The sequence below is a fragment of the Streptomyces gelaticus genome, from assembly GCF_014649535.1.
Classification (GTDB): Bacteria; Actinomycetota; Actinomycetes; order Streptomycetales; family Streptomycetaceae; genus Streptomyces; species Streptomyces gelaticus.
Genome location: NZ_BMTF01000003.1, coordinates 178,606 through 203,461, shown reverse-complemented (window position 1 = coordinate 203,461; position 24,856 = coordinate 178,606). Strand labels below are relative to the sequence as shown.

Sequence of the window (24,856 nt, the reverse complement as noted above, 5' to 3'; positions counted from 1 at the left end):
CCGTGATCATGGTCACTGCTCCGGGCACGGCAATGCGTACGGAAGACTTCGGCACCCTCGCGGACGGCAGCCGCGTGCACCGGTGGACGCTGGAACGGGACGGTACGCGGGTGCGCGTGCTGACGTACGGCGGCATCGTGCAGTCGGTCGAGGTACCGGACCGGGACGGGGTGCGCGCGGGGATCGCGCTCGGGCTGCCGGACCTGGACGGGTACCGGACGTTCCGCGGCCCGTACTTCGGCGCGCTGGTCGGGCGGTACGCGAACCGGATCGGCGGGGCCCGCTTCGAGCTGGACGGGCGCACGCACCGGCTGACGCCGAACGAGGGGCGCAACCAGGTGCACGGCGGGGCCGGGGGCTTCGACAAGCGCGTGTGGCGGGCGCGGGAGGTGGCCGACGGTGTCGAGCTCTCGCTGGTCTCGGAGGACGGCGAGGAGGGCTTCCCGGGCCGTCTCGCGGTGTCGGCTTCCTACACCCTGGAGGAGGGAGGGGCGCTGCGGATCGCGTACCGGGCGACGACCGACGCCCCGACGGTGCTGAACCTGACGAACCACACGTACTGGAACCTCGCGGGCGCCGGCAGCGGCAGCGCGCTCGGGCAGACGCTGCGGATCGCGGCCGGGCGGATCACCCCGGCGGACGCCGAGTCGCTGCCCACGGGCGAGTTCCTGCCGGTGGACGGGACCCGGTACGACTTCCGTGAGCCGCGGCCGGTCGGCGCGGGCTACGACCACAACTTCGTGCTGGACGCGGCGGGAACGGTTCCGGCGGCCGAGCTGTACGACGCGGCCTCGGGGCGTGTGCTGACCGTGGCGACGACGGAGCCGGGGCTCCAGCTGTACACGGCGGACCACTTCGACGGGCGTCCGTTCGGCCCGTGCGCCGGGATCGCGCTGGAGACCCAGCACTTCCCCGACTCCCCGAACCGGCCCGAGTTCCCGAGCACGGTGCTGCGGCCGGGCGAGGAGTTCGTCTCGACGACCGTGTACGGATTCACGGTGCGCTGACGGCGCGGCAGGGGGACGGGCGCCGCCCCTCCCCCTGCCGCCCGGCCGCTATTCCTCGATGTCCACGGTCGCCGTCAGGCGTACGTCGGCGAGCGAGCGGGCCGCCTGCACCTCGTACGTGCCGGGGACGAGGACCCAGTCGTACGCCTGATCGTCCCAGATCTCGTACGTACGCCGCTCCAGCGCGATCACCGTCTCGGCGCTCTCGCCGGGCGCCGCCTCGACCCGTGCGAAGCCGGCCAGCCAGCGGGCCGGGCGCTCGGCGGTGCCGTTCCGGGGGGCGAGGTAGATCTGGACGGTCTCGGCGCCCGGCCGGGTGCCGGTGTTGCGGAGGCGGACGGTGACGGAGTCCGGGCCCGCCGTCAGGCTCTCGTACTCCCAGGTGGTGTAGCCGAGTCCGTGGCCGAAGGGGTACGCGGGCTCGGTGCCCGTCTTCTCCCAGGCCCGGTAGCCGACGAAGACGCCCTCGCCGTAGTGGAGTTCGCCGTCGGTGGGGGAGGTGCCGGAGACCGGGACGTCGGCGAGCGCGGCCGGCCAGGTGGTCGGGAGGCGCCCGCCCGGTTCCCCGGCGCCGAGCAGGACGTCCGCGAGGGCGTGGCCGGCCTCCTGGCCGGGGAACCAGCCGAGCAGCACGGCGGCGACCTCGTCACGCCACGGGAGCTCCACCGGGGAGCCGGAGTTGACGATCACGACGGTGTGCGGGTTGGCGGCGGCGACGGCCCGGACGAGGTCGTCCTGGTGACCGGGGAGCTTCAGGTCGGTGCGGTCGAAGCCCTCGGACTCGACGCGTTCGGTGGTGCCGACGACGACGATCGCGGTGTCCGCGGCGCGGGCCGCCTCGACGGCCTCGGCGATCAGTTCCCCGGGGTCGCGGCGCGGGCCGAGGTGGCAGAGGGAGAACGAGACGCCGAGGACCGGCTGGTCGTCGCCCAGGGTCTCGGGAACCTGCCGCAGCGAGACCTCGACGGGTTCGCCCGCGGTGAGGGTGATCCGGCCGCGCTCCAGCGGGTTGCCGAAGAACGCCTCGCCGGGGTCGGTGGATCCGGTGACCCGGTGGACCGCGTCGTACAGGGTCTCGCCCGCGACGGTGAGGGTGAGCGCCCCGGTGCCGCGGGTGCCGAAGACGTGCTCGCCGCTGTCGCGCGGGACGAAGGTGCCGGTGATCTCGACGGTGTGCAGCGTGCCGCGGGTGACGCCCTCGGGGAGGTCGTCGCCGATCCACTGGACGGTGCCGCCGCGCAGCGGTGCGGAGCCGATGACGGTGCCGGCCTCGTCGTAGCAGACGGCCTTGAGTTCGAAGCCCTTCTCGGCGGGGGTGAGTTCGGTGTTGGGGTCGGCCCCGACGCGGTAGTCGACGACGCCCTCGGGGAGGGCGGCGCGAAGGCCGTCGAGCGGGCTGACGACGTGGTGCGGGAAGACCTGGGCGGAGCCGCCGCCCAGGACCCGGGCGTCCCGGGCGAGCGCCCCGCTGACCGCGACCCTGCGGACGGCCGCCGGGTCGATGGGGAGGGCGGCGCGTTCGTTGCGCACGAGGACGAAGGAGCGGCGGGCGATCTCGCGGGCGAGCGCGTCGCCGTCGAGGGCTGCGGGGCGGCCGGCCTCGTCGACGACGGGCGGGGCGCCGTCCAGGATGCCGACGCGGGCGGCCAGCCGCAGCACATTGCGCACGGCGCCGTCGACGACGGACTCCGCGACCTCGCCGGCCCGCACGGCGTCGGCGAGCGCCTTGCCGTAGACCGTCTTCGGGCCGGGCATCGCGACGTCGAGGCCGCCCTCGGCGGCGGCGACGGTGGAGCGGGCGGCCAGCCAGTCGGAGACGATGAAGCCGTCGAAGCCCCATTCGCCGCGCAGCACCGCGTTCTGCAGATAGCGGTGTTCGGTCATGGTGGAGCCGTTGACCCGGTTGTAGGCGGCCATGATGCCCCAGGGGTGGGCGTTCTTGACGATGCGTTCGAACGGGGCGAGGTAGATCTCGCGCAGGGTGCGCGGGGCGACGATGTTGTCGACGGTGAAACGGTCGGTCTCGGCGTCGTTGGCGACGAAGTGCTTGACGGTCGTGCCGACCCCGCCGTCCTGCACGCCGAGCACATAGCCGGTGCCGATCTCGCCGGTGAGGTACGGGTCCTCGCTGTACGTCTCGAAGTGGCGCCCGCCGAGCGGGGAGCGGTGGAGGTTGACGGTCGGGGCGAGCAGGACGTGCACCCCCTTGCGGTGGGCCTCCTGGGCCAGCAGCCGGCCGGCCCGGCGGGCCAGGGCCGGGTCCCAGGTCGCGGCCAGCGCGGTGGGCGAGGGCAGGGCGACGGACGGGTCGTCGGCGCTCCAGGCGACGCCCCGGACACCGATCGGCCCGTCGGACATCACCAGGGAGCGCAGTCCGACCGCGGGCATCGCGGGCAGCGACCACATGTCCTGGCCGGCCAGCAGCCGCGCCTTGTCGTCGAGCCCGAGCGCGGCGAGCGCCGCGTCGACCGCGGCCTCGCGGGCCAAATCGGGGTTGGTGGGGGTGGACGCGCCTGCCACGGCCGTACCTCCTCGTCGGAACCGGACTGAGTGCCTCCATACTGACTCCACAGCAGGTAGACCAGTAGGTTTCGTTATCACTCCGTAATATTCGAATGGCGTACGGTCCCCAGTGCAGGACCGGTGGAGCGCCGAAAGGGGCCGAGGCGATGGTGCGGGGCAGGAGTACGGAGCGGCGGGCGGAGATCATCCGGGCCACGCTCGAAGTGATCGCCGAGCGCGGCTACCGCGGCGCCTCGCTGAGCGCGGTCGCCGAGCGGGTCGGCCTCAGCCAGCAGGGGCTCCTGCACTACTTCCCGACCAAGGAGGCACTGCTCGTCGCCGTGCTGGCGGAGCGCGACCAGTGGGACACCGGCGGCGGCACCCGGAGCGACGGCGCCTGGCGGATCGAGCTGCTGGCCTCGCTGGTGGAGTACAACGCGATGCGGCCCGGCATCGTGCAGACCTTCTCGGCGCTGCTCGGCGAGAGCGTGACGGAGGGGCATCCCGCGCGGGAGTTCTTCACCCGCCGTTACACCCAGGTCCGGTCGACCATGGCGGCGATACTGCGCGCGGAGTACGGCGAACGGCTGCCGGGCGGGCTGAGCCCGGAGCGCGCGGCGCCGCTGCTCGTGGCAGTGCTGGACGGGCTCCAGTACCAGTGGCTGCTGGACCCGGACTCGGTGGACATGCCCGCCGCGTTCGGGGACTTCCTGGCGCTGTTGCAGCCACCGGAACAAAGCACTGCGAAGAACCCGCAATCATGACATGACCTGCGGCGACGCGAGGCAGAACCTGATCGACCCACGCCACCTGCGGGTGATTTCGGGCCGGTCTACGCGCGTCCGGGCGCCCGGCCGCCGCAGAGTTGCCGCATGACTACCGAGTCCGCCGGATCCTCCTCCGGCCTGCCCTCCCGCCGCGCCCTGATCGCGGGCGCCACCGCCGGTGCCGCCGCGTTAGCCGTCGGCGCCGCTTCCGGTACCGCGGGCGCCACCGCGCCCGGTGCCGCCGACTCCCCTGCCGCATCCGGCACCGCGCTCGCCCCCGCGGCCACCGGCTCGGACTGGAACGCCTGCCTGACCGTCGCCCGCGCCATCCTCGTACGCGACGAACAGGATCAGCCGCTGGTCCCCCTCTACCGCGACATCCTGCTCTCCAAGGGCCTGCCGCGCAGCCGCAAGGCCCCCAAGAAGGTGCTGGTCGTCGGCGCCGGCCCGGCCGGGCTCACCGCCGCCCATCTGCTCCGCAGCGCCGGGCACACCGTCACCGTCATCGAGGCCAACGGCAACCGCGTCGGCGGCCGGATCAAGACCTTCCGCAAGGGCGGCCACGAGAACGCGAAGGCACCGTTCGCCGACCCGAAGCAGTACGCCGAGGCCGGCGCCATGCGGATCCCCGACAGCCACCCGCTCGTCACCGGGCTCATGGACGGCTTCGACCTGAAGCGCCGCCGCTTCTACCTGGTCGATGTCGACGCCGAGGGCCGGCCGGTGAACCGCACCTGGATCCATGTCAACGGCATCCGGATGCGCAAGGCCGACTACGCGAAGAAGCCCCAGGCGATCAACCGCTCCTTCGGGGTCCCCGCGGAGTTCGAGAACAAGACCGCCGCGTCGATCGTGCGCGAAGCGTTCGCGCCCGTCCGCAAGGAGTTCGAGGGCAAGGAGGGCCGGGAGCTCGTCGAGGGCTGGGCCCGGGTGATCCAGCGGTACGGGCACTGGTCGATGTTCCGCTTCCTGACCGAGGCGGCCAAGCTCGACGAGCGCACCATCGACCTCATCGGCACGGTCGAGAACCTCACCTCCCGGCTCCATCTCGCCTTTGTGCACAGCTTCATCGGGGCCTCCCTGATCAGCCCGGACACCGCGTTCTTCGAGCTGCCCGACGGCACGGCCACCCTGGCCGACGCGATGTACAAGCGGGTCGAGGACATCGTGCGGCTGGACCGCCGGGCCACCAGGATCAGCTACGGTACGGACCGCGTCCGGGTCGAGACGGTGTCCGAGGGCCGCGACGGCAAGCCGCTCGTGCGTGAGACGTTCACCGGCGACCGGGCGATCATCACCGTGCCGTTCTCCGGGCTGCGCCACATCCCCGTCACACCGGCGCTCTCGTACGGCAAGCGGCGGGCGATCACCGAGATCCACTACGACGCGGCGACCAAGGTGCTGCTCGAATTCAGCCGCCGCTGGTGGGAGTTCGAGGAGAAGGACTGGAAGACCGAGCTGGAGAAGATCAAGCCCGGACTGTACGACGCCTACCGGCGGGGCAGGGCTCCGGCCGACGGTTCACTGCTGGGCTCCCACCCCTCCGTACCCCCCGGTCATCTCCCGCCCAACCAGCGGGTGCACTACGCGGCGTACCGGTCCGCCGCCCGTAACCAGCCCGAGGCGGCGCATGTCATCGGCGGCGGATCGGTCACCGACAACCCCAACCGCTTCATGTTCCAGCCCTCGCACCCGGTCGAGGGCAGCGCGGGCGGCGTCGTCCTCGCCTCGTACAGCTGGGCCGACGACGCGCTGAAGTGGGACTCGCTGGACGACGACGAGCGCTATCCGCACGCCCTGGGCGGGGTGCAGGACGTGTACGGGCAGCGCATCGAGGTCTTCTACACGGGCGTCGGAGCCACCCAGTCGTGGATGCGTGATCCGTACGCGTACGGCGAGGCCTCGGTACTGCTGCCGGGCCAGCACACCGAGCTGTTCGCCGATGTGCGCTCGGTCGAGGGGCCGCTTCACTTCGCGGGCTGCCACACCTCGATCAAGCCGGCCTGGATCGAGGGGGCGCTGGAGTCGGCGGTCAGGTCGGCGCTGGAGGTGCACAGCAGCTGACCCTGGTCCGGCGGGGCGTCGCTCAACGGGCCAGGCCCAGGGTGACGCCCAGCCCGACGAGCACCGATCCGATGCCCCGGTTGAGGGCCTTCTGCCACCTCAGCATCGAGGTACGCAGCCGCGAGTTCGAGAAGAACAGCGCGACCAGGGCGAACCAGCCGAAGTGGGCGGCGGACATGAACAGTCCGTAGCCCGCCTGCTGCCACACCGCGGTCTCGGGCCCGACGACCTGGGTGAAGGTCGACACGACGAAGAGCGTGGTCTTGGGGTTCAGCGCGTTGGTGAGGAAGCCGGTGCGCAGGGCCCCGAGCCGGGTCAGCTGCGGCTCGGACTCCAGATCGACCTCGACGTCGCCGCGGGCGAAGAAGGTGCGCACCCCGATGTAGACGAGATAGGCCGCGCCGACCAGCTTGATCGCGGTGAACAGCGCGGTCGACGAGGCGATCAGCAGCCCGACGCCGAGCATCGTGTACGTGACATGGACGAGGACGCCCGCGGCGACTCCTGCGGCGGCCATGAGTCCCGTCGTACGGCCGTAGAGGTAGCTGTTGCGCACGACCATCGCGAAGTCCGCACCCGGGCTGATGACGGCGAGGACGGTGATGACGGCGACAGCGATGAGCTCGGTCACGTTGGTCTCCTCAGTCCTTGTCGAGCGTGTACGCGGCGGGTGCCGGGTCCTCGTCGTCGTCCTCGTTCTCCGGCCCCACCAGGTCGCGCGCCAGCAGGGTGGCTCCGGCGACGGCGCCCGGCATCAGGAACACGGCGACGAACGGGATCAGGAAGGCGAGCCCCAGCGGTACGCCGAAGCCGAGGGTCAGCAGGCGGCGGCCGCGCAGCAGGGCGAGCCGGTTCTTCAGGGCCATGCCGCGGCGCTGGAGCGCGACGGCGGTGAGCTCCTCGGTGAGGAAGTAGCCGGTGACGCAGAAGCCGAGCACGGGGACGACGGTCTGCCCCAGCACCGGGACGAAGCCGAGGGCGAAGAGCAGCACCGAGTAGAGCCCGACCCGCACCAGGATGCGGACACTGTCGCGGGCGGAGATCCACAGCTCCCGCCAGAGCGGCAGCCCGGACTCGGGGACCTCGCCGCCCTCGGTGCGGTCGACCTGCTCGGAGAGCGACTCGTAGAAGGGCTGGCCGATCAGCAGCGTCACGGCGGTGAACGTGATCACGGCGAGGAAGAGCCCGAGGCCGAAGACCAGCACGGTCAGGGTGGTGCGGAGCAGGCCGAGCCAGGGCGAGGACCAGTCGTCGGCGAACGGGGTCGCCCAGTCCACCAGGTCGTCGGCGCCGTAGCCGAGACCGACGAGCGCCGCCGCGTACAGCACGAGGCTGATCAGTCCGGGCAGCAGCCCGAAGCCGAACCACCGTCCGTGCCGGCCGACCCAGCGCTGTCCCTTTATCAAGTAGCCGAAGCCCGCCCCTAGATCACGCATGACGTCAGCGTACTGGCGGGAAAGGGCGCCGCCTGACGCACGGTTGTCGCGAACACGTCCGAGGGCCGCACCCCGTCGCGGGGTGCGGCCCTCGGCCCGCTGCGCGCCAGGCGGTCAGGCGACCGACAGCTCGACCTTGATGTTGCCTCGCGTGGCGTTCGAGTACGGGCAGACCTGGTGGGCCTTCTCGACGAGCGAGCGCGCGGTGGCGGTGTCGACGTTCGGGATGGTGGCGCTGATCGCCACCTCCAGGCCGAAGCCGCCCTCCGCCGTCTTGCCGATGGAGACCTCGGCGGTCACCGTGGAGCCGGAGATGTCGGCCTTCTCCTGACGGGCCACCACGCCCAGCGCGCCCTGGAAACAGGCGCTGTAGCCGGCCGCGAAGAGCTGCTCGGGGTTGGTGCCCGTGCCGCTTCCGCCCAAGGCCTTGGGCGGGTTGACGATGACGTCGAGGTTGCCGTCGTCGGACGAGACGCGGCCGTCACGGCCGTTCTCGGCGGTGGCGACGGCGGTGTAGGCGATGGTTATGTCCCGAATGGTCATGCTGAGGATTCCTCCTGCTGTGCGCCGCGACTCGCGCCCACGATCGCGACGGCCGATGAATGAGCCCCGACTGGTGCGCCGGGGCGGCTGTCAGGCGAGGGAGACGATCATCTTTCCGGTGTTCTCGCCGCGCAGCAGGCCGAGGAAGGCATCGAAGCCGTTCTCGATGCCTTCGACGAAGGTCTCGCGGTACTTCAGCTCGCCCGAGGCCAGCCAGCCGGCGACCTCCTGGACGAACTGCGGCTGGAGCGCGGCGTGATCGTTGACGAGCATGCCCTGGATGCGCAGCCGCTTGCCGATGACGAGGGCGAGGTTGCGCGGGCCGGGCGGCGGCTCGGTGGCGTTGTACTGGGCGATCATTCCGCAGACGGTGACGCGGCCATGCAGGTTGAGCGAGGAGATCGCCGCTTCGAGGTGCTCGCCGCCGACATTGTCGAAGTAGACGTCGATGCCGTCGGGGGCCGCCGCGCGCAGCTGCTCCACGACGGGCCCGTCGTGGTAGTTGAAGGCCGCATCGAAGCCGTACTCCTCGACGAGGAGCCTGACCTTCTCGTCGGAGCCGGCCGAGCCGATGACCCGCGAGGCGCCCTTGATCCTCGCCATCTGGCCGACCTGGCTGCCGACCGCACCGGCCGCGCCGGAGACGAAGACGGCGTCGCCCTCCTTGAAGGAGGCGACCTCGAAGAGGCCCGCGTAGGCGGTGAGCCCGGTCATGCCGAGCACCCCGAGGTAGGCGGAGAGCGGGGCGAGCGACTCGTCGACCTTCACCGCGCGCTCGGCCGGGACCTCGGCGTACTCGCGCCAGCCGAGGCCGTGCAGGACGTGGTCGCCGACCGCGAAGCCCTCGGCGTTCGAGGCGATGACCTCGCCGACCGCTCCGCCGTCCATGGGGTGGTCGAGCTTGAAGGGCGGGGTGTACGACTTCACGTCGTTCATCCGGCCCCGCATGTACGGATCGACCGAGAAGTACAGATTGCGGACGAGGACCCGGCCCTCGCCGGGAGCGGTGACCGGAGCCTCACGCAGCGCGAAATCCTCGGCCTTCGGCCAGCCGTGGGGGCGGGCGACGAGGTGCCATTCACGGCCGGACGCGGGAAGTGCAGCTGACATGGGCTCGGGTTCTCCTCAATGTCCTACGAGGTGGGGGAAGCTCCGGCCGGGGCGGTCGGGACCGCGCCGGGGAAGCAAAACACTTCAGGTGGTGAAACAACCATGCGACTAAATATTTCATATTGTCAAGTAACTGGTTATCCTGGGTGTCATGGCCACCCCCCGCACAGACCCTCTGACCCTCGAAGTCGTCGAGCTCATCGGCACCGTCGTGGCGCGCTACTACGAGGAGTACGACGAGGCGGCGGCAGCCCACTCGCTCACCGGTGCACAGGCGAGGGTGCTCGGGCTGCTCTCGCTGGAGCCGATGCCGATGCGCAGGATCGCCCAGAAGCTGAAGTGCGAGCCCTCGAACGTCACCGGCATCGTCGACCGGCTGGAGGCGCGCGGCCTGGTGGAGCGCGGGCCGGACCCGGCCGACCGGCGGGTGAAGCTGGCCGCGCCGACGGAGCTGGGTGCGCGGACCGCGCACCAGCTGCGCGATTCGCTCACCTTCGCCCGGGAGCCGCTGGCCGGGCTGTCGGACGAGGACCGGAGGATGCTGCGGGACCTCCTGCGCCGGATGCTGGGCGAGCCGGGCCCGTCCGCCGGGTAGGCCCTGCGGACCGCGGTGTGGAACCGTTGGATCCATGGCCACGCCGTTCGGCCCCCGTGAGTTCCAGCTCGTCCTGCTGCGCCGGATGGCCGACCACCAGCCCGGCCTCGTCGAGGACGCCAGGCACGAGCTGGGGCCGGCCTGTCGTTCGGATCAGGCCGGATCAGGGAGCGGGGTCAGGTGCTGTGCATCGCAAGGCGGAGGAGGGAGGCGACGCGGAGCGTCGGTGACCGACGACAACGCGGCGAGGCACAGCACCGGGGCACGCGAGCCCGGCATGATCCGAACGACAGGCCCCGAGCCTCGCTCGCCGAGATGCGCGAGGCCAACCGCCGCTGGCAGGCCATGGTGCGCGCGCCCGGCGGCCGGGGCGCGCTGCGCCGCTACCGCTCGGTGCTCGACGAGCCCGCGTCGTCCGTACACCGCACGATCGGCGATCTGGAGTGCGAGGCGCTGCGGTGGCCGGTGCCGCTGTGGCCGGATCTCCGGTTCGAGGTGATGGTCGCGCCGGGCGGTGCGGTGTGGAACGAATGGCTGGTCCGGGCGCCGGGAGCGCCGGCCCCCGAGCTGCGTACGGTCGAGGATCCGCGCCCCTGGTCGGGGACGGTCGACGAGGTCGCGCGGGCCTTCCCGCCGGCCCGCCCGATGGAGGGCAGCGCACCGACCCGTTGGGCGCTCGCGATCACCGGGCCGGGCACGGGCCGGCCGTACGTCGCCGAGTTCACCTGGGGGCTGTTCCAGCGGCTGCTGCCCGGCTGAGCACCGCCCCCGCGGCCCGGCCGGCTCGCCGGGACTTCTGTCGGCCCGTCAGCTCCGTACCTCCTACGGCCCATCCCGGCGCGCGCCACGCCTTCGAACGGCGCACGATGCCAGAGAGAACCGGCCGCCGCCGGTACCGTCCGTCCGCGCACTCGGGAGAACCTGCCGTGACCGTCAGCCTTGAGCAGCTGCGCCGTTGCCATGTCGCCGTCGACCTCGGGGCCGCCCGGACCCGGGTGTACGTCAAGGGTCTCGGGCTCGTCGTCGACGAGCCGAGCGTCGCCGCGGTGAACACCCGTACCGGCTCGCTCATCGCCGTCGGCGCGCTCGCCGAACAGATGACCGGCCGCACCCCCGACTACATCCGGGTGGCACGCCCGGTCACCGGCGGGACCGTCGTCGACATCGAGATGGCCCAGCGGATGCTCCGCCATCTGCTCGGCGAGAAGCTCCGCCGCCAGCTGCGCCGCAAACCCCGGCTGCGGGCCGCCGCCTGCACCCCGCACGACAGCGATCCGCTCGCCCAGCGGGCCGCCGTCGAGACGCTGGTCGGACTCGGTGCCCGGCGGGTCGAACTGGTCGACACCCTGATCGCGGCGGCCGTCGGCTGCGGGCTGCCGGTCGAGCAGCCGACCGCCACCATGATCATGGTGTGCGGGGCCGCGACCACCCAGATCGCGGTGCTCTCGCTCGGATCGATCGTGACCGCCGTACGCATCCCGGTCGGCGGCGACGCCATCGACCACGCGGTGATCCAGCATCTGCGTCAGCACCACGCGCTGATGCTGCCGAGCCAGTCGGTGCGCCCGCTGCAACTGGCGCTCAGCGGCAGCGGTCTGAACGCGCGCGGGCCCGTCACGACCGAGATCCACGGCCGTGACGTGGCGACCGGGCTGGCGCGCTCGGTGCAGGTCGACACCGCCGCCGTACGGGAGGCCATCCACGCTCCGCTCACCGCGGTCCTGGACGGGCTCGGCGCGATCCTGCGCGACTGCCCGCCGGATCTGGTGGCCGACCTCGTGGACTGCGGGATCATGATGGTCGGCGGCAGCGCGCTGCTGCCCGGCCTCGACCAGATGCTGCGGGACGCGACGGGCATGCCGGTGCACATCGCGGAGCGCCCGGACGTCTGCGCGGTGCTGGGGCTCGGTGCCATGCTGGACGGCAAGATCGAGCCGCTGGTCCTCGACCCGATCGCCTGCTGATCACACCCCGGGGGTGCGGCGCATGACCGACGACACGGCGGACACCGCCACGAGGCCGCCCGGCGAGGAGGCCGCCGGGGCGGAGCCCGCCCCGGGGAAGCCGCCGCTGTCGATACTCCTGGAAGCGGTGACCGGCATCGGCTCCGATCTCGGACTGCGGGCCCTGCTCCAGCAGACCGTGGACACCGCGACGGCGCTGACCGGGGCCCGGTACGGCGCGCTCGGCGTGCTCGACCCGGAGCACGGCACCATCGGCGAGCTGTACACCACGGGGCTCGACGACACCGAACGGCAGCGGGCCGGCCGGTTCCCGGACGGGCCCTCGGCGATGCCCGGCGCGCTCGCCGACGGAGCGGAGCCGCCGCGCCACGACGATCCGGCCGCCGGGGTGCGGGCCGCCGGGGTGCCGCCCCGGCCACCGACGCGCTCCGCCCTCAGGACCCCGATCCGGGTCCACGACCAGGTCTTCGGCAACCTCTGCCTCACCGGGAAGCACACCGGCCGCTTCACCGAGTCGGACGCGGCGGTGCTGAGGGCACTGGCCGCGCAGGCCGGCACCGCGATCGCCCACGCCCGGCTGTACGCGGCGGCCCGGCAGCGGGAGCGCTGGATCGAGGGGGCGGCCGCCGTGACCACCGCGCTGCTGACCGGCGGGAGCGCGGCCGACGCGCTGATGACCGTCGCCGAAGGGGCCAGAACGCTCGCCGACGCCAGCGCCGGGGTCATCCTCCAGCCGAACGAGGCGGGCGGGATGGAGATCGTCACCGCGTCCACCCTCGACGACCCGGCCGGGATCGTCGGTACGGCCATCGAGCCCGGCTCTCCGGTGCTGATCCAGCTGCTGGGCGGGGAGCCGGTGTTCATCGACGACTCGGCGACCGATCCGCGGATGACGACCCATGTGCGCTCCCGGTTCGGCCCCAGCATGATGCTGCCGCTGCAGAGCGGAGGGCGGCTGATCGGCACCCTGGCCCTGCCCCGGCGGCGCGGCGACCGCCCGTACACGGCGGTGGACCGGCTGCTGGCCACGCAGTTCGCCTCGCAGGCCGCGCTCGCGCTGGTCCTGGCGGACGCCCGGCACGACCGGGAGCAGCTCGCGGTGTACGAGGACCGGGACCGGATAGCCCGCGATCTGCACGATCTCGTGGTCCAGCGGCTGTTCGCGACCGAGATGATGCTGGAGTCGACCCGCCGCCGGGCCGCCGCGCCGGAGACGGACGAACTGCTGGGCAGGGCCATCGACGAGCTGGACTCCACCATCCAGGAGGTGCGGACGACGATCTTCGCCCTTCAGCAGCCGCCTGCCGAGACCCCCGCCACCTTCCGGGGCCGGGTGCTGCGGGAGACCGGGGGCGCCGCCGCCGTACTCGGCTTCCCGCCGTCGGTGCACTTCACCGGGGCGGTCGACGCGCTGGTCGGGGAGCCGGTGGACCGACAGCTGCTCGCCGCGCTGCGCGGCGCGCTCGCGGCCGCGCACCGGCGGGCCGGGGTGTCGGCGATCGAGGTGGAGGTGGACGCGACGGCCGTTCTTCCGGACGGGCGGGCCGCGGTCCGGCTGACGGTCGCCGACGACGGGCGCGAGGAGGACGGCTCGCGCCCGTCGACCGTCACCTGGCAGGCGCCGCTCTGAGCGCGACCCGGGTGCTGGAGTGGGCGACCCCGGCCTCCCGCTTGAGCCTGCGCAGCAGTCCGTCCAGGGCCGCGGTGTCGGCGACGGCGGCCCGTACGAGATAGTCGTGGCCGCCGGTCACATGGACGACTTCGGTGATGCCGGGCAGGGAGAGCACCGCCCGCTCGAACACCTCGTTCGTCGTGTCGATCCGCAGCGTCACGTCGATGAAGACGACCAGGCCGGTACGGGTGTCGGCGGCCGGGTCGATGATCACGGTGAAGCCGCGGATGACGCCGTCGCGGCGCAGCCGGCGCACCCGGTCGGCCGCCGCGTTGGCGCTGAGCCCGACCCGTACCCCCAGATCGCGGTACGAGATCCGGGCATCCTCCTGGAGGATGCCGAGGATCTCTCTGTCCAGACGGTCCATACCGCGATTGTCGCAGCTTTGTCCGGTTCGTGACTGGGCAAGTCGCGTCCGGCGGGCCCCGGGCCCCGGCCGTGCGTGACCCGCATGGCGGGTTCCGGCGGGCCCGGGGCCCGCGCCCGCCCTTGACTGAGGAGGTGGACACAGCCGTCAAGCAGCCCCCCGCCCCGGTCGAGGCGCCGTCCGCGGCCGCCTGTCGCAATCTCGTGATGGCCACGATCGGTTTCGGGCTCACCTTCTGGGCCTGGAATCTGATCGCGCCGCTGTCCGGGGGCTACAAGGAGCGGCTGGGGCTGAGCTCGTTCGAGCAGTCTCTGCTGGTGGCGGTGCCGGTGCTGGTCGGCTCGCTGGGCCGGATCCCGGTGGGCGCGCTCACCGACAAGTACGGTGCGCGGCTCATGTTCCCGCTGGTCTCGGCGCTCACCGTCGCGCCCGTACTGCTGCTGATCCCGGCGCGGGACTCCTACGGGCGCGACGCTCGTCGTGGGCTTTCTGCTGGGCCTGGGCGGCACCACGTTCGCGATCGGCATCCCGCTGGTGAACTCGTGGTTCCCGCCCGCCGAGCGGGGCCTCGCGCTCGGGGTGTTCGGCATGGGGATGGGCGGTGTCGCCCTGTCCGGGTATTTCACCCCGAGGATCGCCGGGCACGGCGACAACCTGCCGTCATTGGTGGTCGCGGCGGCGCTCGTGGTGTACGCGGCGCTGGCCGCCGTACTGGTCACCGACCGCCCCGACCGCCCGGTGCCGACCGACTCGCTCGCCCACCGGCTGGCCGGCGCCGGACGGCTGCGGGTCACCCGGGAGCTGTCCGCGCTGTACGCGATCGGTTTCGGCGGCATCGTCGCGTTCGGCGTCCACCTCCCCACGTATCTGAAGACCTGGTACGACCTGTCGCCCACCGACGCCGGCACGAAGGCCGCCGGATTCGCCCTGGTCACGGTGGTCTTCCGGCCGATCGGCGGATGGTTCTCGGACCGCGTCCACCCGGCCCTGGTCACGGCGGCGGCGCTCGGCCCGGCCGCGCTGATGGCGATCGTCCAGGCCTTCGACCCGCCGCTGGCCCCGGGCGGCACGATCGCGCTGCTCTGCATGGCGGCGGGCCTGGGCACCGCGAGCGGCAGCGTCTTCGCCCTGGTCTCGCAGGTGACGCCGCAGGCGAAGGTGGGCAGCGTGACCGGGATCGTCGGCGCGATGGGCGCCCTGGGCGGCTTCGTGCCGCCGCTGGTGATGGGGCGATCTACAGCGCGAAGGGCTCGTACTCGATCGGCTTCATGCTGCTGTCGGACCTGGCCCTGGCCGGGTGCGTGTACGCCTACGGCCGCATGCGCGGACTCCAGCGGGACTGAGGACTGTCCATGGGGCAGCCCTTAGGGTGCGGTGGGTGACTCCTCTTCTGTTTGTGCCGGATGACGGTTCGACCCGGGAAGCCACCCGGTTCGGCGAACACACCATGACGTACGAGCGGTTGGCCACCGCCGCCACCGCTCTCGCCGGGCGCATCGCCGGCGCCGGGCGGGTCGCGGTCTGGGCCACTCCCACCCCCGAGACCGTGGTCGCCGTCGTGGCCGCGCTCCATGCCGGGGTGCCCGCGGTTCCGCTCAACCCGAGGACGGGGACGCGCGAACTCGCCCACATCGTGTCCGACAGCGAGCCGACCGTGGTGCTGGCCGCGGCGGGCGACCCGCTCCCGCCGGTGCTGGAGGCGCTGGAGCGTATCGATGTCGACACCGCCCCGGAGAGCCCCGGTGCCGCACTGCCCGAGCCCTCCCCCGAGTCCCCGGCTCTGATCGTCTACACCTCCGGCACCACGGGTCCGCCCAAGGGCGCGATCCTGCCGCGGCGGGCGATCGCCGCCTCGCTCGACGCACTGGAGGACGCCTGGCAGTGGACCGGCGACGACGTGCTCGTCCACGCCCTGCCGCTGTTCCATGTGCACGGCCTGATCCTGGGCGTGCTGGGGCCGCTGCGCCGGGGCGGATCGGTGCGGCACCTGGGCCGGTTCTCCGCCGAGGCAGTGGCCCGGGAACTGTCGTCCGGCGGCACCATGCTCTTCGGCGTACCGACGATGTACCACCGGCTGGCCGAGGCCCTCGACGGCACCGGCCCCGGGGCTGCCGGACTGGCGAAGGCGCTGGCCGGGGCCCGGCTGCTGGTGTCCGGGTCGGCCGCGCTGCCGGTGCACGACCACGAGCGGATCGCAGCGGCCACCGGCCGCCGGGTCATCGAGCGGTACGGCATGACGGAGACCCTGATGAACACCGGCGTCCGGGCCGACGGCGAACCGCGCCCCGGTACGGTCGGCGCGCCGCTGCGCGGCGTGGAGTTCCGCCTGGTCGAGGAGGACGGCACCGTCCTCGCCGCGGACGCCACCGGCCCCGACGCCATCGGCGAGATCCAGGTGCGCGGCCCGAACCTCTTCACCGGCTATCTGAACCGCCCCGACGCCACGGCCGCCGCGCTCACCGGGGACGGCTGGTTCCGCACCGGGGACATGGCCACCCGGGACGCCGACGGCTATGTACGGATCGTCGGGCGCAAGGCCACCGATCTGATCAAGAGCGGCGGCTACAAGATCGGCGCCGGGGAGATCGAGAACGCGCTCCTGGACCACCCCGGCGTCCGTGAGGCCGCCGTCACCGGGGAGCCGGACCCGGACCTGGGCGAGCGGATCGTCGCCTGGGTGGTGCCGGCCGACCCGGCCTCGCCGCCGTCCGGGGACGAGCTCGCCGGCCATGTGGCCGCCCAGCTGGCCCCGCACAAGCGCCCGCGCACGGTCCGCTACCTGGACGCGCTGCCCCGCAACGACCTCGGCAAGATCATGAAGCGGTCGCTCCATGGCTGACCGGCTGACGGCGAGAGCGGCGATCGCGGCACTGACCGCGGACTTCGAGGAGCTCCGGGCATCCGGGGAAGGCGCCGCGCCCGGCCGTGACGGGGACGGGCCCCTGTCCTGGGCCGGGTACGCGGACTCCCGGGCTCGCGCCGCCGCCCGCACCGGGGAGGAGGAGTCCGTCGTCCACGGCCTCGCCTCGGTCGGCGGCCTGCGCTGTGTGCTGGTCTCGTTCGAGTTCGGGTTCCTGGGCGGTTCGCTGGGACAGCGCACCGGGGACCGGCTGGAGGCCGCGTACGAGGCCGCCCGGACCCGGGCGCTGCCGCTCGTCTCGCTGATCGCGACGGGCGGCAGCCGGATGCAGGAGGGCATGGTCGCCCTCACCCAGCTCCAGCGGGTGGCCCGTGCCTCGGCGCGGCTGCGGGCGTCGGGCCCGGCGCAGCTCGCGGTGCTGCGCGACCCGACGACCGGCGGCGGCTGGGCCACGCTGGGGGCGGGCGCCGATGTGATCCTGGCGCTGCCGGGCGCCCAGGTCGGGTTCGCCGGCTCCCGGGTACGGCCCCCGGACGCCGACCCCCACGCGTACACCGCGGAGGGCCAGCTGGCCGCGGGACAGATCGACGCGGTCGTCCCGCCCGGGGAGCTCGCGCGGACGGTGGCGCACTGGCTGCGGGCGCTGCACGCCCCGGGCTCCCCGGCGCTCCCCGCACCCGTGCCGGACGCGCTGTCCGTCACCGGCCTCCCGGAGACCGGCTGGGACGCGGTCCGGCAGGCCCGCTCGCCCGGCCGGCCGCGCGCCGAGGCGTATCTGGACGCCTACTTCGACCACCGGCTCCCGCTCGTCGGCGACCGCTGCGGAGGTACGGACCCGGGGCTGCTCTGCGGTTTCGGGCGGCGCGACGGACGGTCGATCGCGTACGTCGCCCAGTGCGGCACCGCGACCCGCCCGGCCGGTTACCGCGCGGCGGCGCGGGTGATCCGGCTGGCCGACCGGCTCGGTGTCCCCGTGCTCACCCTGATCGACACCCCGGGCGCGGCCAACGACGCGGCGGCGGAGCGGGCGGGTGCGGGCGCCGCCATCGCGGACGCCTTCGCGGCGATAGCAGAGGTCCGGGTCCCGGTCACGACGCTGGTGATCGGCGAGGGAGGTTCGGGCGGGGCGCTGGCTCTGGCGGCACCGGGGAACACCCATGTCACCCGGGACAGCTACTTCTCGGTGATCGCCCCGGAGCTCGCGGCCGCGATCCTGAAGCGCGCTCCGCAGCAGGTGCGCGGCACGGCCGACCAGCTGCGGCTGCGCCCGCAGGACCTGGTGGAACTGGGCTTCGCCCGCTCGGTGGTGGGGCCGCGGCAGGAGTGAGGCGCGGGCGGGGCGTCAGGGCTGCGGGTTCCGCGCGTCGTACCGCGCGAACCCGCGCCACCGCAGCGCCAGCAGGGCCACGGCGACGACACAGGCGATCCCGCCGCCGGTCACCGCCAGGGCGGGCGAGGTCAGGTCGGCGACCGACCCCGCCAGGAAGTCGCCGAGCCTGGGCCCGCCCGCGACGACGACGATGAACACGCCCTGGAGCCGCCCGCGCATCTCGTCCGGCACGGCAGCCTGGAGCATGGTGTTGCGGAAGACCATGGAGGTGGTGTCCGCGCACCCGGCGAGCGCCAGGAACAGCAGCCCGAGCCAGAGCTGCCGGGTCAGGCCGAACAGCGCGATGGCGGTGCCCCAGCAGGCGACGGCGAGCAGCACGGCGAGGCCGTGGCGCCGGATGCGCCCCAGCCAGCCGGAGAACACCCCGCCGAGCAGCGCACCGAGCGCCGGGGCGGCGACCAGCAGCCCGGTGGTCTTCGCGTCACCGCCGTACCAGAGGACGGCGACGACGGGGAACAGCGCCCGGGGGTGGGCCAGCAGCATGGCGCACAGGTCGGTGAAGAAGGTCATCCGGAGGTTGGGCCTGGTCCCGAGGAACCGCAGCCCGTCCGCGACGGACGCCCGCTTGTCCCCCGCGCCCTCCGTGCGCTCCGGCAGCATGGCGGGCAGCCGCCACATCGCGTAGAGCGAGGCGGTGAAGGTGAGGGCGTCGACGGTGTACGCGGCCCGGTAGCCCCACCAGCCGACGACGAGCCCACCGAGCATCGGCCCGACCAGCGTGCCGGTGGTGCCGGTCATGGAGGTGAGGGCGTTGGCGGCGGGCAGCTGCTCGGGCGGCAGCAGCCGGGCGATCATCGAGCTGCGGGCGGGCGCGTTGACCGCGAAGCAGGCCGCCTGGAGGCCGACGATCGCGTACAGCAGCCCCACCTGCTCCACCCCGGCGACGGTGATGGCGACAAGGACGACGGAGAGCACGAACGACCCGGCGGAGCTGGCCAGGCCCAGCTTGCGCCGGTCGATGGTGTCGGCGACGGCCCCGCCGTACAGCCCGAAGACGACCAGCGGCAGGAACGAGCAGAATCCGATGAGCCCGACCGAGACAGCGGACCCGGTGATGTCGTAGACCTGGAGCGACACGGCGAGCGAGGTCATCCCCTGCCCGATCCAGGAGACCGTGTTCCCGAACCAGAGCCGCCGGTAGTCGGACGAGCTCCGCAGAGGTGTCAGATCGGCGAATATGCGGGTGCGGTGGGCGGGTCCTTCGGTCGTTTCGGTCACGCCGGATAGTAACGGCCGGGCCGGTCCGCACGGTTGGGGTCCGGTGCCGGGGACCGGCTACCTCCAGTGGATTCCTGACGGCCGGGCAGGCTTGTACACCGTTCCGTTGTGCGGCCGGGTGCGGCGCTCGAAGAGGGTGGCGTACAGGCCGCTCCTGCCGAGCAGTTGGGCGTGGGTGCCGGATTCCACCAGCCGGCCCTCGTCCAGGACGAGGATGCGGTCGGCGTCCGCGGCCAGGGCCAGGTCGTGGGTGATGACGATGGTGGTGCGGCCCCGGGCCAGCCGCCGCAGGGGTTCGAGGATGCGTTCCGCGGCCAGCCGGTCCAGTCCGGTGGTGGGCTCGTCGAGGAGGAGGACGGGCGCGTCGCGCAGCATGGCGCGGGCGATCGCGATGCGCTGCAACTGGCCGCCGGACAGCCGGGATGTGCCGGTGGCGATGACGGTGTCGTAACCCTCCGGGAGGGCCTCGATGAACGCGTGGGCGTCGGCCGCCCGCGCGGCCCGCACGACGTCTTCGTGGCTCGCGTCGAGGCTTCCGCAGCCGATGTTCGCCTCGATGGTGTCGTGCAGGACGAGGGTGTCCTGCGGGAGCAGCGTGATGTTCCGGCGGAGGTACGTCAGCGGCATCCGGTCCACGGACACCCCGTCCAGCCGTACGCTGCCGGCGTCCGGGTCGTAGAACCGCAGCAGCAGCGCCGCCAGGGTCGACTTGCCCGCACCGCTGGGACCGGTGATGACCAGCAGTTCCCCGGGACTTGCGGTGAACGAGAGGTCCCTGAGCACCATCTCGCTGTTGCCGGGGTAGTGGAAGAACACCTGGCGCGCCTCCACCTCGCCGAGCGCCCGGCTCCGCGGCGGCACCGGCACGGAGTCGCCCGGGTCGGTGACGGCGGGCTCGGAGTCGAGGATCTCCAGCAGTCGTTCGGCGCCGGCGGTCGCGGCGGTGGCGGTCAGACCGAGCTGGCCCAGCGAGCGGATCGGCGGGTAGAGGTAGCCGATGAAGGCAGCGAAGGCCAGGAGCTGTCCGAGGGTCATCCGGCCCGCCGAGATCTCCCACACCCCCAGGCCGATGATCGTCAGCACGCACAGCGTTTCGAGGACTTCGATGAACTGCTCGTAGAACTCGGTGAGACGGACGGCCCTCACCGCGGTCCTCAACCGGACCCGCGCCTTGTTGCTGAGCCGGTCCTCCTCGTCCTGCTGCCTGTTGTACGCCTGTGTCATGACGACGTTGACCAGCGTCTCCTCGACCACGGCCGTGATGGCGCCGTCCGCCGCACGGCCGCGCCGGGACACCGCGCGCAGCGGCTTGGCGAACCCGCGGGTGACCACCAGCAGGACCGGAACCATGAGGAAGGTGGCAACAGCCAGGTCCCAGCGCAGCCACACGGCCGCCGCGGCGTAGAAGATGGCGCCGAACAGCGCGGACGCCGCCCCGACGATGCCGGAGACCACCAGCGCCTCGATGGCCTCCACGTCGCCGGTCAGCCGCTCCACCAGGTCGCCGCGGCGATTGCGCTGGAAGAAGTGCGGCGGGAGCTGCTGGAGATGACCGAACACCCGGGCCCGCAGCCGCAGCACGAAGCGTTCGGCCGTCCAGGCCGCGAGCGAACTGCCCAGGTACCCCATCACGGCACCGGCGACCGCCACGGCGAGCCACTGACCGGCGGGCTTCCAGAAGGCACTGACGTCGCCGGTCTGCAGCGCAGTGTCGGTGAGTTTGGCGAAGAGGAGGACCGTGACGGTCTCGGCTAGGGCGGCCAGGACCGCGCAGAGGAAGATGACGACGAGCCAGCGCCGGTCGCCTCCGGTCAACGGCCAGAAGCGCCGGAAGGACGCCAGGATGCTGACGGGGTCGGTACGGATCGGAATGTCCGTCACCGGGTCCTCGGGCGGCTCTTCGGTACGGACGGAACGCTGGAGCGGGCTGTGAAAGCGCATGGGCATCACGTCACAGAGGTGCTCGGGCTAGAGACCGCAGCCATGGAAATGGGCCCCCAAAAGACGAGGCGGACCCGCGCGATGCGCGAGCCTGCCTCGAGTTGGGGTTCAGACAGGGGTCGGAGGTGAAGCGTGTCAGTAGCCCCCGCGTCCACCACGGCCGTAGCCGCCGTAGCCGCCGAAACCACGTCCGCCGAAACCACGTCCGCCGAATCCGCGTCGGCCGAATCCGCGTCCGCCGTACCCGCGTCCGCCGAATCCGTATCCGCCGTAATCGCCACGGCCACCGTATCCGCCGTGACCCCTGTGGTCGAAGATGTTGCGAACCTTCATCTTCGCCTCCTCTGGAGGAGTTCACTGCGCCGCTCCTGGCTCTTGCTGCGGCACTTTCGACACTACGTCCGCCCTCCAGGACCAACAAGTCGTAGAAGCCGTAATCAAGGATTAACAGGGGCGAAATACCTTAATCCTCCAGAGCGTTGCCATAAGTGACTCTCCGGACATCCTTCGGACGGCCAGGGGTGGCACGCACCTCGCGGCGCCACGGAGGGACCCGGTCCGGCCGCACACAATCGGGGCCGCCCGCACGGACACTGACACACCGATGCACGGACACAGCGACGCGGAAAGGCCGGCGCCCGGCCTGACTCCACCGGCACGACCCGCCGGATCCCGGCACGGCCACTTGATCTTGCAACGGGGCTATGGTGAGGGCCCCCACGGAATCCGTGAGGGCCCTTCTGCCTACGTATACGCAGGTCATAACGTTTCTGCCGGAGATCGACAGTGGGGCGGGTGGGACTCGAACCCACGGCCGACGGATTATGAGTCCGCTGCTCTAACCGGCTGAGCTACCGCCCCTTTTCGGCGTGGCGCGTACAAGTGTGCGCGCCGTCTGCCGCAGCATAGCCGGTCATACGATCTCTCGCTCCGGATGGTCGGCTTCGCATGACCGTGAAGACCTCCCCACCGGCCGTCCGGTTCCGGACGGAGCGAAGTACACGCGAAAGAGTCACATGCATCCCACACGCATCACGGTGGCGGCCATCGTCGGGCACGCGAAAAAGGACCCCGCAGGGTCCTCTTCCGTTCCGCTCCCCCGACTGGACTCGAACCAGTAACCCTCCGGTTAACAGCCGAATGCTCTGCCAATTGAGCTACAGGGGATCGCGCTCCCCCGACTGGACTCGAACCAGTAACCTGCCGGTTAACAGCCGGCTGCTCTGCCAATTGAGCTACAGGGGATTGCTGCGTGTACACCGAACCTTACCTGCCTGGCTGCTGCCGGGCGGCGCGCGTTCGCTGCGACACATACATTAGCGCAAGCAGGGGGGTGCTTTGCCAATCGGTATCCCCCGGGGTGATCTCCGGTGCCCGCGGGTAGGCGGGCAGCACACGTCGCACTGAGCGTCGCACTGAGCAAGGAAGGGTGGCAGCCATGCGGTACCGGCTCACGTTCATCGCCGGACTGGCCCTCGGATACGTGATCGGAACGAGGGCCGGGCGCGAGCGCTACGAGCAGCTGAAGAAGTCCGCACGCCAGTTCGCCCAGAACCCCGCTGTGCGCAATACCGCCGAGTCCGCGGCGCAGAGCGGCCGCGATCTGGCCGGCAAGGCGTACCACGCGGTGAGCGAGAAGGTCGGCGAGAAGGTGCCCGCCCCGGTGGCCGACCGGCTGCGCTCGCTGCGGGACCGCGGCCAGAACGGCGAGGACGACTGGGGCACCAGCAACACCTGAGGGCCGGCCCGCAGCCGGACCGCTCCATCACTGCCGCGCCACCGGTACGGAAAAGTCCCGGCGGTGCGGCAGAATCTTGGGCATGGGGATAGTCGCCGGCTTGGACAGCTCTTCCGCCTTCACACACATCGTCGTCTGCGATACGGACACGGGCGCCGTGCTGCGCCGCGGCTTCGCCGCACACCCCGTCGAGGCGAAGGCCACCGAGGTCGACCCGCAGGCGTGGCTGCTCTCGCTCGGCGAGGCCGCCACCGACGGGCTGCTCGAAGGGGTGCAGGCCATCGGTGTCTCCGCCCAGCAGCACGGTCTGGTGCCGCTGGACCACCAGGGCAATCCGGTCCGTCCGGCACTGCTCGGCAATGACAAGCGGGCGCAGGCCGCCGCGGCCGATCTGATCGACGGACTCGGCGGGCGGCAGGCCTGGGCCGAGGCGGTCGGGGCGGTGCCGCAGGCCGCGCAGCCGGTGTCGAAGCTGCGCTGGCTGGCACGGACCGAGCCGGAGGCGGCCCAGCGGGTGGCCGCGGTGCTCCAGCCGCACGACTGGCTGGTGTGGCAGCTGCTGGGGCGTCCGGCCCGTCGGACCACCGACCGGGGCGCCGCGTCCGGTACCGGCTACTGGTCGGCGGGCACCGGCTCCTACCGGCCCGATCTGGTGGAGCTGGCGCTCGGGCACCAGGCCGCGCTGCCCGAGGTGCTCGGTCCCGCCGACGCGGCCGGGACGACGCCCGAGGGACTGCTGATCTCCGCGGGGACCGGCGAGACGATGGCGGCGGCGTTCGGGCTCGGGGTCGGGGCCGGCGACGCGGTGGTGTCGCTGGGGGCGTCGGGCTCGGTCATGGCGGTGCACCACGAGGCGCTGTCCGATCCGGCCGGGATGATCACCTCGTTCGCGGACGCGACCGGGAAGCACCTGCCGGTGGTGCACACCTCCAACGCTGTGCGGGCGCTGCGCGGGAGTGCCGAGATGCTCGGCCTGGAGAGCCTCGAAGAGCTCTCCGCGCTGGCGCTGAAGTCCACGCCGGGCGCCTCCGGGCTGGTGCTCCTGCCGTACCTGGAGGGCGAGCGGACGCCGCAGCTGCCGCACGCCGCGGGGACGCTGTGCGGGCTGCGGCGCGAGTCGATGAAGCCGGAACATCTGGCGCGGGCCGCCTTCGAGGGGATGCTGTGCTCGCTGGCCGACGCGCTCGATGTGCTGCGCGGCCGGGGCGTCGAGGTGCGGCGGGTGTTCCTGCTGGGAGCTGCGGCCGAGCTGCCCGCCGTACAGGGGCTGGCTCCGGCGCTGTTCGGCACGCAGGTGGTCGTGCCGCAGCCCGCCGAGTACGCGGCGCTGGGCGCGGCCCGGCAGGCGGCCTGGGCGCTGGGGGTCTCGCAGGGGACGGCCGATCCGCTCACTCCCCCGGCCTGGCAGGGCGCCGCCGCCCAGGTGCTGGAGCCGGGCGAGGAGCTGGCGGTCGGACAGGCGGTGCGCCAGCAGTACATGGCGGCGCGGGACCAGATCCACCCCGGGGCGTTCGACTTCGCAGGCTGAGCCGCCCACCGGTGCGATACGGCCGGGTACGCCGGTGGAGGTGACCTCCTCCACTTGTGTACTCGGTCTGTTTTTTGACCTGGTCTTGAGTAAAATCGCTCGCAGTTGCGGGCGCCGGTGCCGGAAAATGGGTCGACTCCCGCCCTCTGCCGAC

Annotated in this window: 19 protein-coding genes, 3 tRNA genes and 2 pseudogenes; 12 read left to right on the top strand and 12 right to left on the bottom strand. The window is 72.4% G+C overall.

The window, feature by feature from the left end; all coding sequences use genetic code 11:
• Nucleotides 1–8 precede the first annotated feature (8 nt).
• Nucleotides 9–1,007, top strand: coding sequence for an aldose epimerase family protein (locus IE107_RS05730; RefSeq protein WP_189541683.1), 999 nt, complete (start codon nucleotides 9–11; stop codon nucleotides 1,005–1,007).
• 48 nt (nucleotides 1,008–1,055) lie between these two features.
• Here the strand turns inward: IE107_RS05730 and IE107_RS05725 are convergent, their stop codons facing one another.
• The gene (locus IE107_RS05725; protein WP_229866709.1) at nucleotides 1,056–3,527 is read right to left on the bottom strand and encodes a beta-glucosidase; all 2,472 of its coding nucleotides are present in this window, start codon (nucleotides 3,525–3,527) and stop codon (nucleotides 1,056–1,058) included.
• Between the two features lie 149 nt (nucleotides 3,528–3,676).
• Between IE107_RS05725 and IE107_RS05720 the strand changes: the two genes are divergently transcribed.
• Both IE107_RS05720 and lgoX read left to right on the top strand, forming a co-directional pair.
• Complete coding sequence (locus IE107_RS05720) at nucleotides 3,677–4,273, top strand: TetR/AcrR family transcriptional regulator (RefSeq protein WP_189541681.1); 597 nt, start codon at nucleotides 3,677–3,679, stop codon at nucleotides 4,271–4,273.
• Nucleotides 4,274–4,381: 108 nt separating this feature from the next.
• On the top strand, nucleotides 4,382–6,340 hold the full coding sequence (gene lgoX, locus IE107_RS05715; protein ID WP_189541679.1) for an L-glutamate oxidase LgoX: 1,959 nt from the start codon (nucleotides 4,382–4,384) through the stop codon (nucleotides 6,338–6,340).
• Nucleotides 6,341–6,362: 22 nt separating this feature from the next.
• Here the strand turns inward: lgoX and IE107_RS05710 are convergent, their stop codons facing one another.
• The 4 genes from IE107_RS05710 to IE107_RS05695 all read right to left on the bottom strand — a co-directional run bounded on the left by IE107_RS05710 (nucleotide 6,363) and on the right by IE107_RS05695 (nucleotide 9,429).
• Nucleotides 6,363–6,971 (bottom strand): LysE family translocator, encoded by a 609-nt coding sequence (locus IE107_RS05710; RefSeq protein WP_189541677.1) that lies wholly within the window; start codon nucleotides 6,969–6,971, stop codon nucleotides 6,363–6,365.
• Nucleotides 6,972–6,981: 10 nt separating this feature from the next.
• Nucleotides 6,982–7,776: an EI24 domain-containing protein gene (locus IE107_RS05705; RefSeq protein ID WP_189541674.1), complete on the bottom strand. Its 795-nt coding sequence runs from the start codon at nucleotides 7,774–7,776 to the stop codon at nucleotides 6,982–6,984.
• Between the two features lie 114 nt (nucleotides 7,777–7,890).
• Nucleotides 7,891–8,319 (bottom strand): organic hydroperoxide resistance protein, encoded by a 429-nt coding sequence (locus IE107_RS05700; RefSeq protein ID WP_189541672.1) that lies wholly within the window; start codon nucleotides 8,317–8,319, stop codon nucleotides 7,891–7,893.
• 90 nt (nucleotides 8,320–8,409) lie between these two features.
• The gene (locus tag IE107_RS05695) at nucleotides 8,410–9,429 is read right to left on the bottom strand and encodes an NADP-dependent oxidoreductase (protein WP_189541670.1); all 1,020 of its coding nucleotides are present in this window, start codon (nucleotides 9,427–9,429) and stop codon (nucleotides 8,410–8,412) included.
• Nucleotides 9,430–9,580: 151 nt separating this feature from the next.
• Here IE107_RS05695 and IE107_RS05690 point away from each other — a divergent pair, with 151 nt between their 5' ends.
• The 4 genes and pseudogenes from IE107_RS05690 (at nucleotide 9,581) to IE107_RS05675 (ending at nucleotide 13,618) form a co-directional block, all read left to right on the top strand.
• A complete protein-coding gene (locus IE107_RS05690) occupies nucleotides 9,581–10,024 on the top strand; it encodes a MarR family winged helix-turn-helix transcriptional regulator (protein WP_189541668.1) in 444 nt (147 codons plus the stop codon).
• A 300-nt stretch (nucleotides 10,025–10,324) separates the two neighbouring features.
• Nucleotides 10,325–10,783: pseudogene (locus IE107_RS05685) on the top strand (hypothetical protein); the annotation flags it as partial.
• Nucleotides 10,784–10,950: 167 nt separating this feature from the next.
• Nucleotides 10,951–11,988, top strand: a complete 1,038-nt coding sequence (locus IE107_RS05680) for a rod shape-determining protein (protein ID WP_189541666.1) — start codon at nucleotides 10,951–10,953, stop codon at nucleotides 11,986–11,988.
• A gap of 22 nt (nucleotides 11,989–12,010) precedes the next feature.
• Nucleotides 12,011–13,618: a sensor histidine kinase gene (locus IE107_RS05675; RefSeq protein ID WP_189541664.1), complete on the top strand. Its 1,608-nt coding sequence runs from the start codon at nucleotides 12,011–12,013 to the stop codon at nucleotides 13,616–13,618.
• Here the strand turns inward: IE107_RS05675 and IE107_RS05670 are convergent.
• Nucleotides 13,596–14,027: an Lrp/AsnC family transcriptional regulator gene (locus IE107_RS05670; protein ID WP_072483521.1), complete on the bottom strand. Its 432-nt coding sequence runs from the start codon at nucleotides 14,025–14,027 to the stop codon at nucleotides 13,596–13,598. The genes IE107_RS05675 and IE107_RS05670 overlap by 23 nt on opposite strands.
• Before the next feature lie 134 nt (nucleotides 14,028–14,161).
• On the opposite strand from IE107_RS05670, the pseudogene IE107_RS05665 reads away from it, so the two are divergent.
• From IE107_RS05665 to IE107_RS05655, 3 genes and pseudogenes are all read left to right on the top strand, one after another.
• Nucleotides 14,162–15,370: pseudogene (locus IE107_RS05665) on the top strand (MFS transporter).
• Between the two features lie 35 nt (nucleotides 15,371–15,405).
• Nucleotides 15,406–16,866 (top strand): acyl-CoA synthetase, encoded by a 1,461-nt coding sequence (locus IE107_RS05660; RefSeq protein ID WP_268246559.1) that lies wholly within the window; start codon nucleotides 15,406–15,408, stop codon nucleotides 16,864–16,866.
• The gene (locus tag IE107_RS05655) at nucleotides 16,859–18,214 is read left to right on the top strand and encodes a carboxyl transferase domain-containing protein (RefSeq protein WP_189541663.1); all 1,356 of its coding nucleotides are present in this window, start codon (nucleotides 16,859–16,861) and stop codon (nucleotides 18,212–18,214) included. The genes IE107_RS05660 and IE107_RS05655 overlap by 8 nt, the downstream gene beginning before the upstream one ends.
• 15 nt (nucleotides 18,215–18,229) lie before the next feature.
• On the opposite strand, the gene IE107_RS05650 is transcribed toward IE107_RS05655, so the two are convergent.
• The 6 genes from IE107_RS05650 to IE107_RS05625 form a co-directional block, all read right to left on the bottom strand.
• Nucleotides 18,230–19,495: an MFS transporter gene (locus tag IE107_RS05650; protein WP_189541661.1), complete on the bottom strand. Its 1,266-nt coding sequence runs from the start codon at nucleotides 19,493–19,495 to the stop codon at nucleotides 18,230–18,232.
• A gap of 57 nt (nucleotides 19,496–19,552) precedes the next feature.
• Nucleotides 19,553–21,436, bottom strand: a complete 1,884-nt coding sequence (locus IE107_RS05645; protein WP_229866708.1) for an ABC transporter ATP-binding protein — start codon at nucleotides 21,434–21,436, stop codon at nucleotides 19,553–19,555.
• A gap of 135 nt (nucleotides 21,437–21,571) precedes the next feature.
• Nucleotides 21,572–21,769, bottom strand: a complete 198-nt coding sequence (locus IE107_RS05640) for a hypothetical protein (RefSeq protein ID WP_189541659.1) — start codon at nucleotides 21,767–21,769, stop codon at nucleotides 21,572–21,574.
• A 454-nt stretch (nucleotides 21,770–22,223) separates the two neighbouring features.
• Nucleotides 22,224–22,297 (bottom strand) — tRNA-Ile (locus IE107_RS05635).
• Nucleotides 22,298–22,530: 233 nt separating this feature from the next.
• Nucleotides 22,531–22,603: transfer RNA gene (locus IE107_RS05630), tRNA-Asn, on the bottom strand.
• 5 nt (nucleotides 22,604–22,608) lie between these two features.
• Nucleotides 22,609–22,681: transfer RNA gene (locus IE107_RS05625), tRNA-Asn, on the bottom strand.
• 193 nt (nucleotides 22,682–22,874) lie between these two features.
• Here IE107_RS05625 and IE107_RS05620 point away from each other — a divergent pair.
• Nucleotides 22,875–23,174 carry a YtxH domain-containing protein gene (locus IE107_RS05620; RefSeq protein ID WP_189541658.1) on the top strand — a complete coding sequence of 100 codons (300 nt, stop codon included), beginning with the start codon at nucleotides 22,875–22,877 and terminating at the stop codon, nucleotides 23,172–23,174.
• A gap of 82 nt (nucleotides 23,175–23,256) precedes the next feature.
• Nucleotides 23,257–24,702, top strand: a complete 1,446-nt coding sequence (locus IE107_RS05615) for an FGGY family carbohydrate kinase (RefSeq protein WP_189541657.1) — start codon at nucleotides 23,257–23,259, stop codon at nucleotides 24,700–24,702.
• Nucleotides 24,703–24,856: the final 154 nt, after the last annotated feature.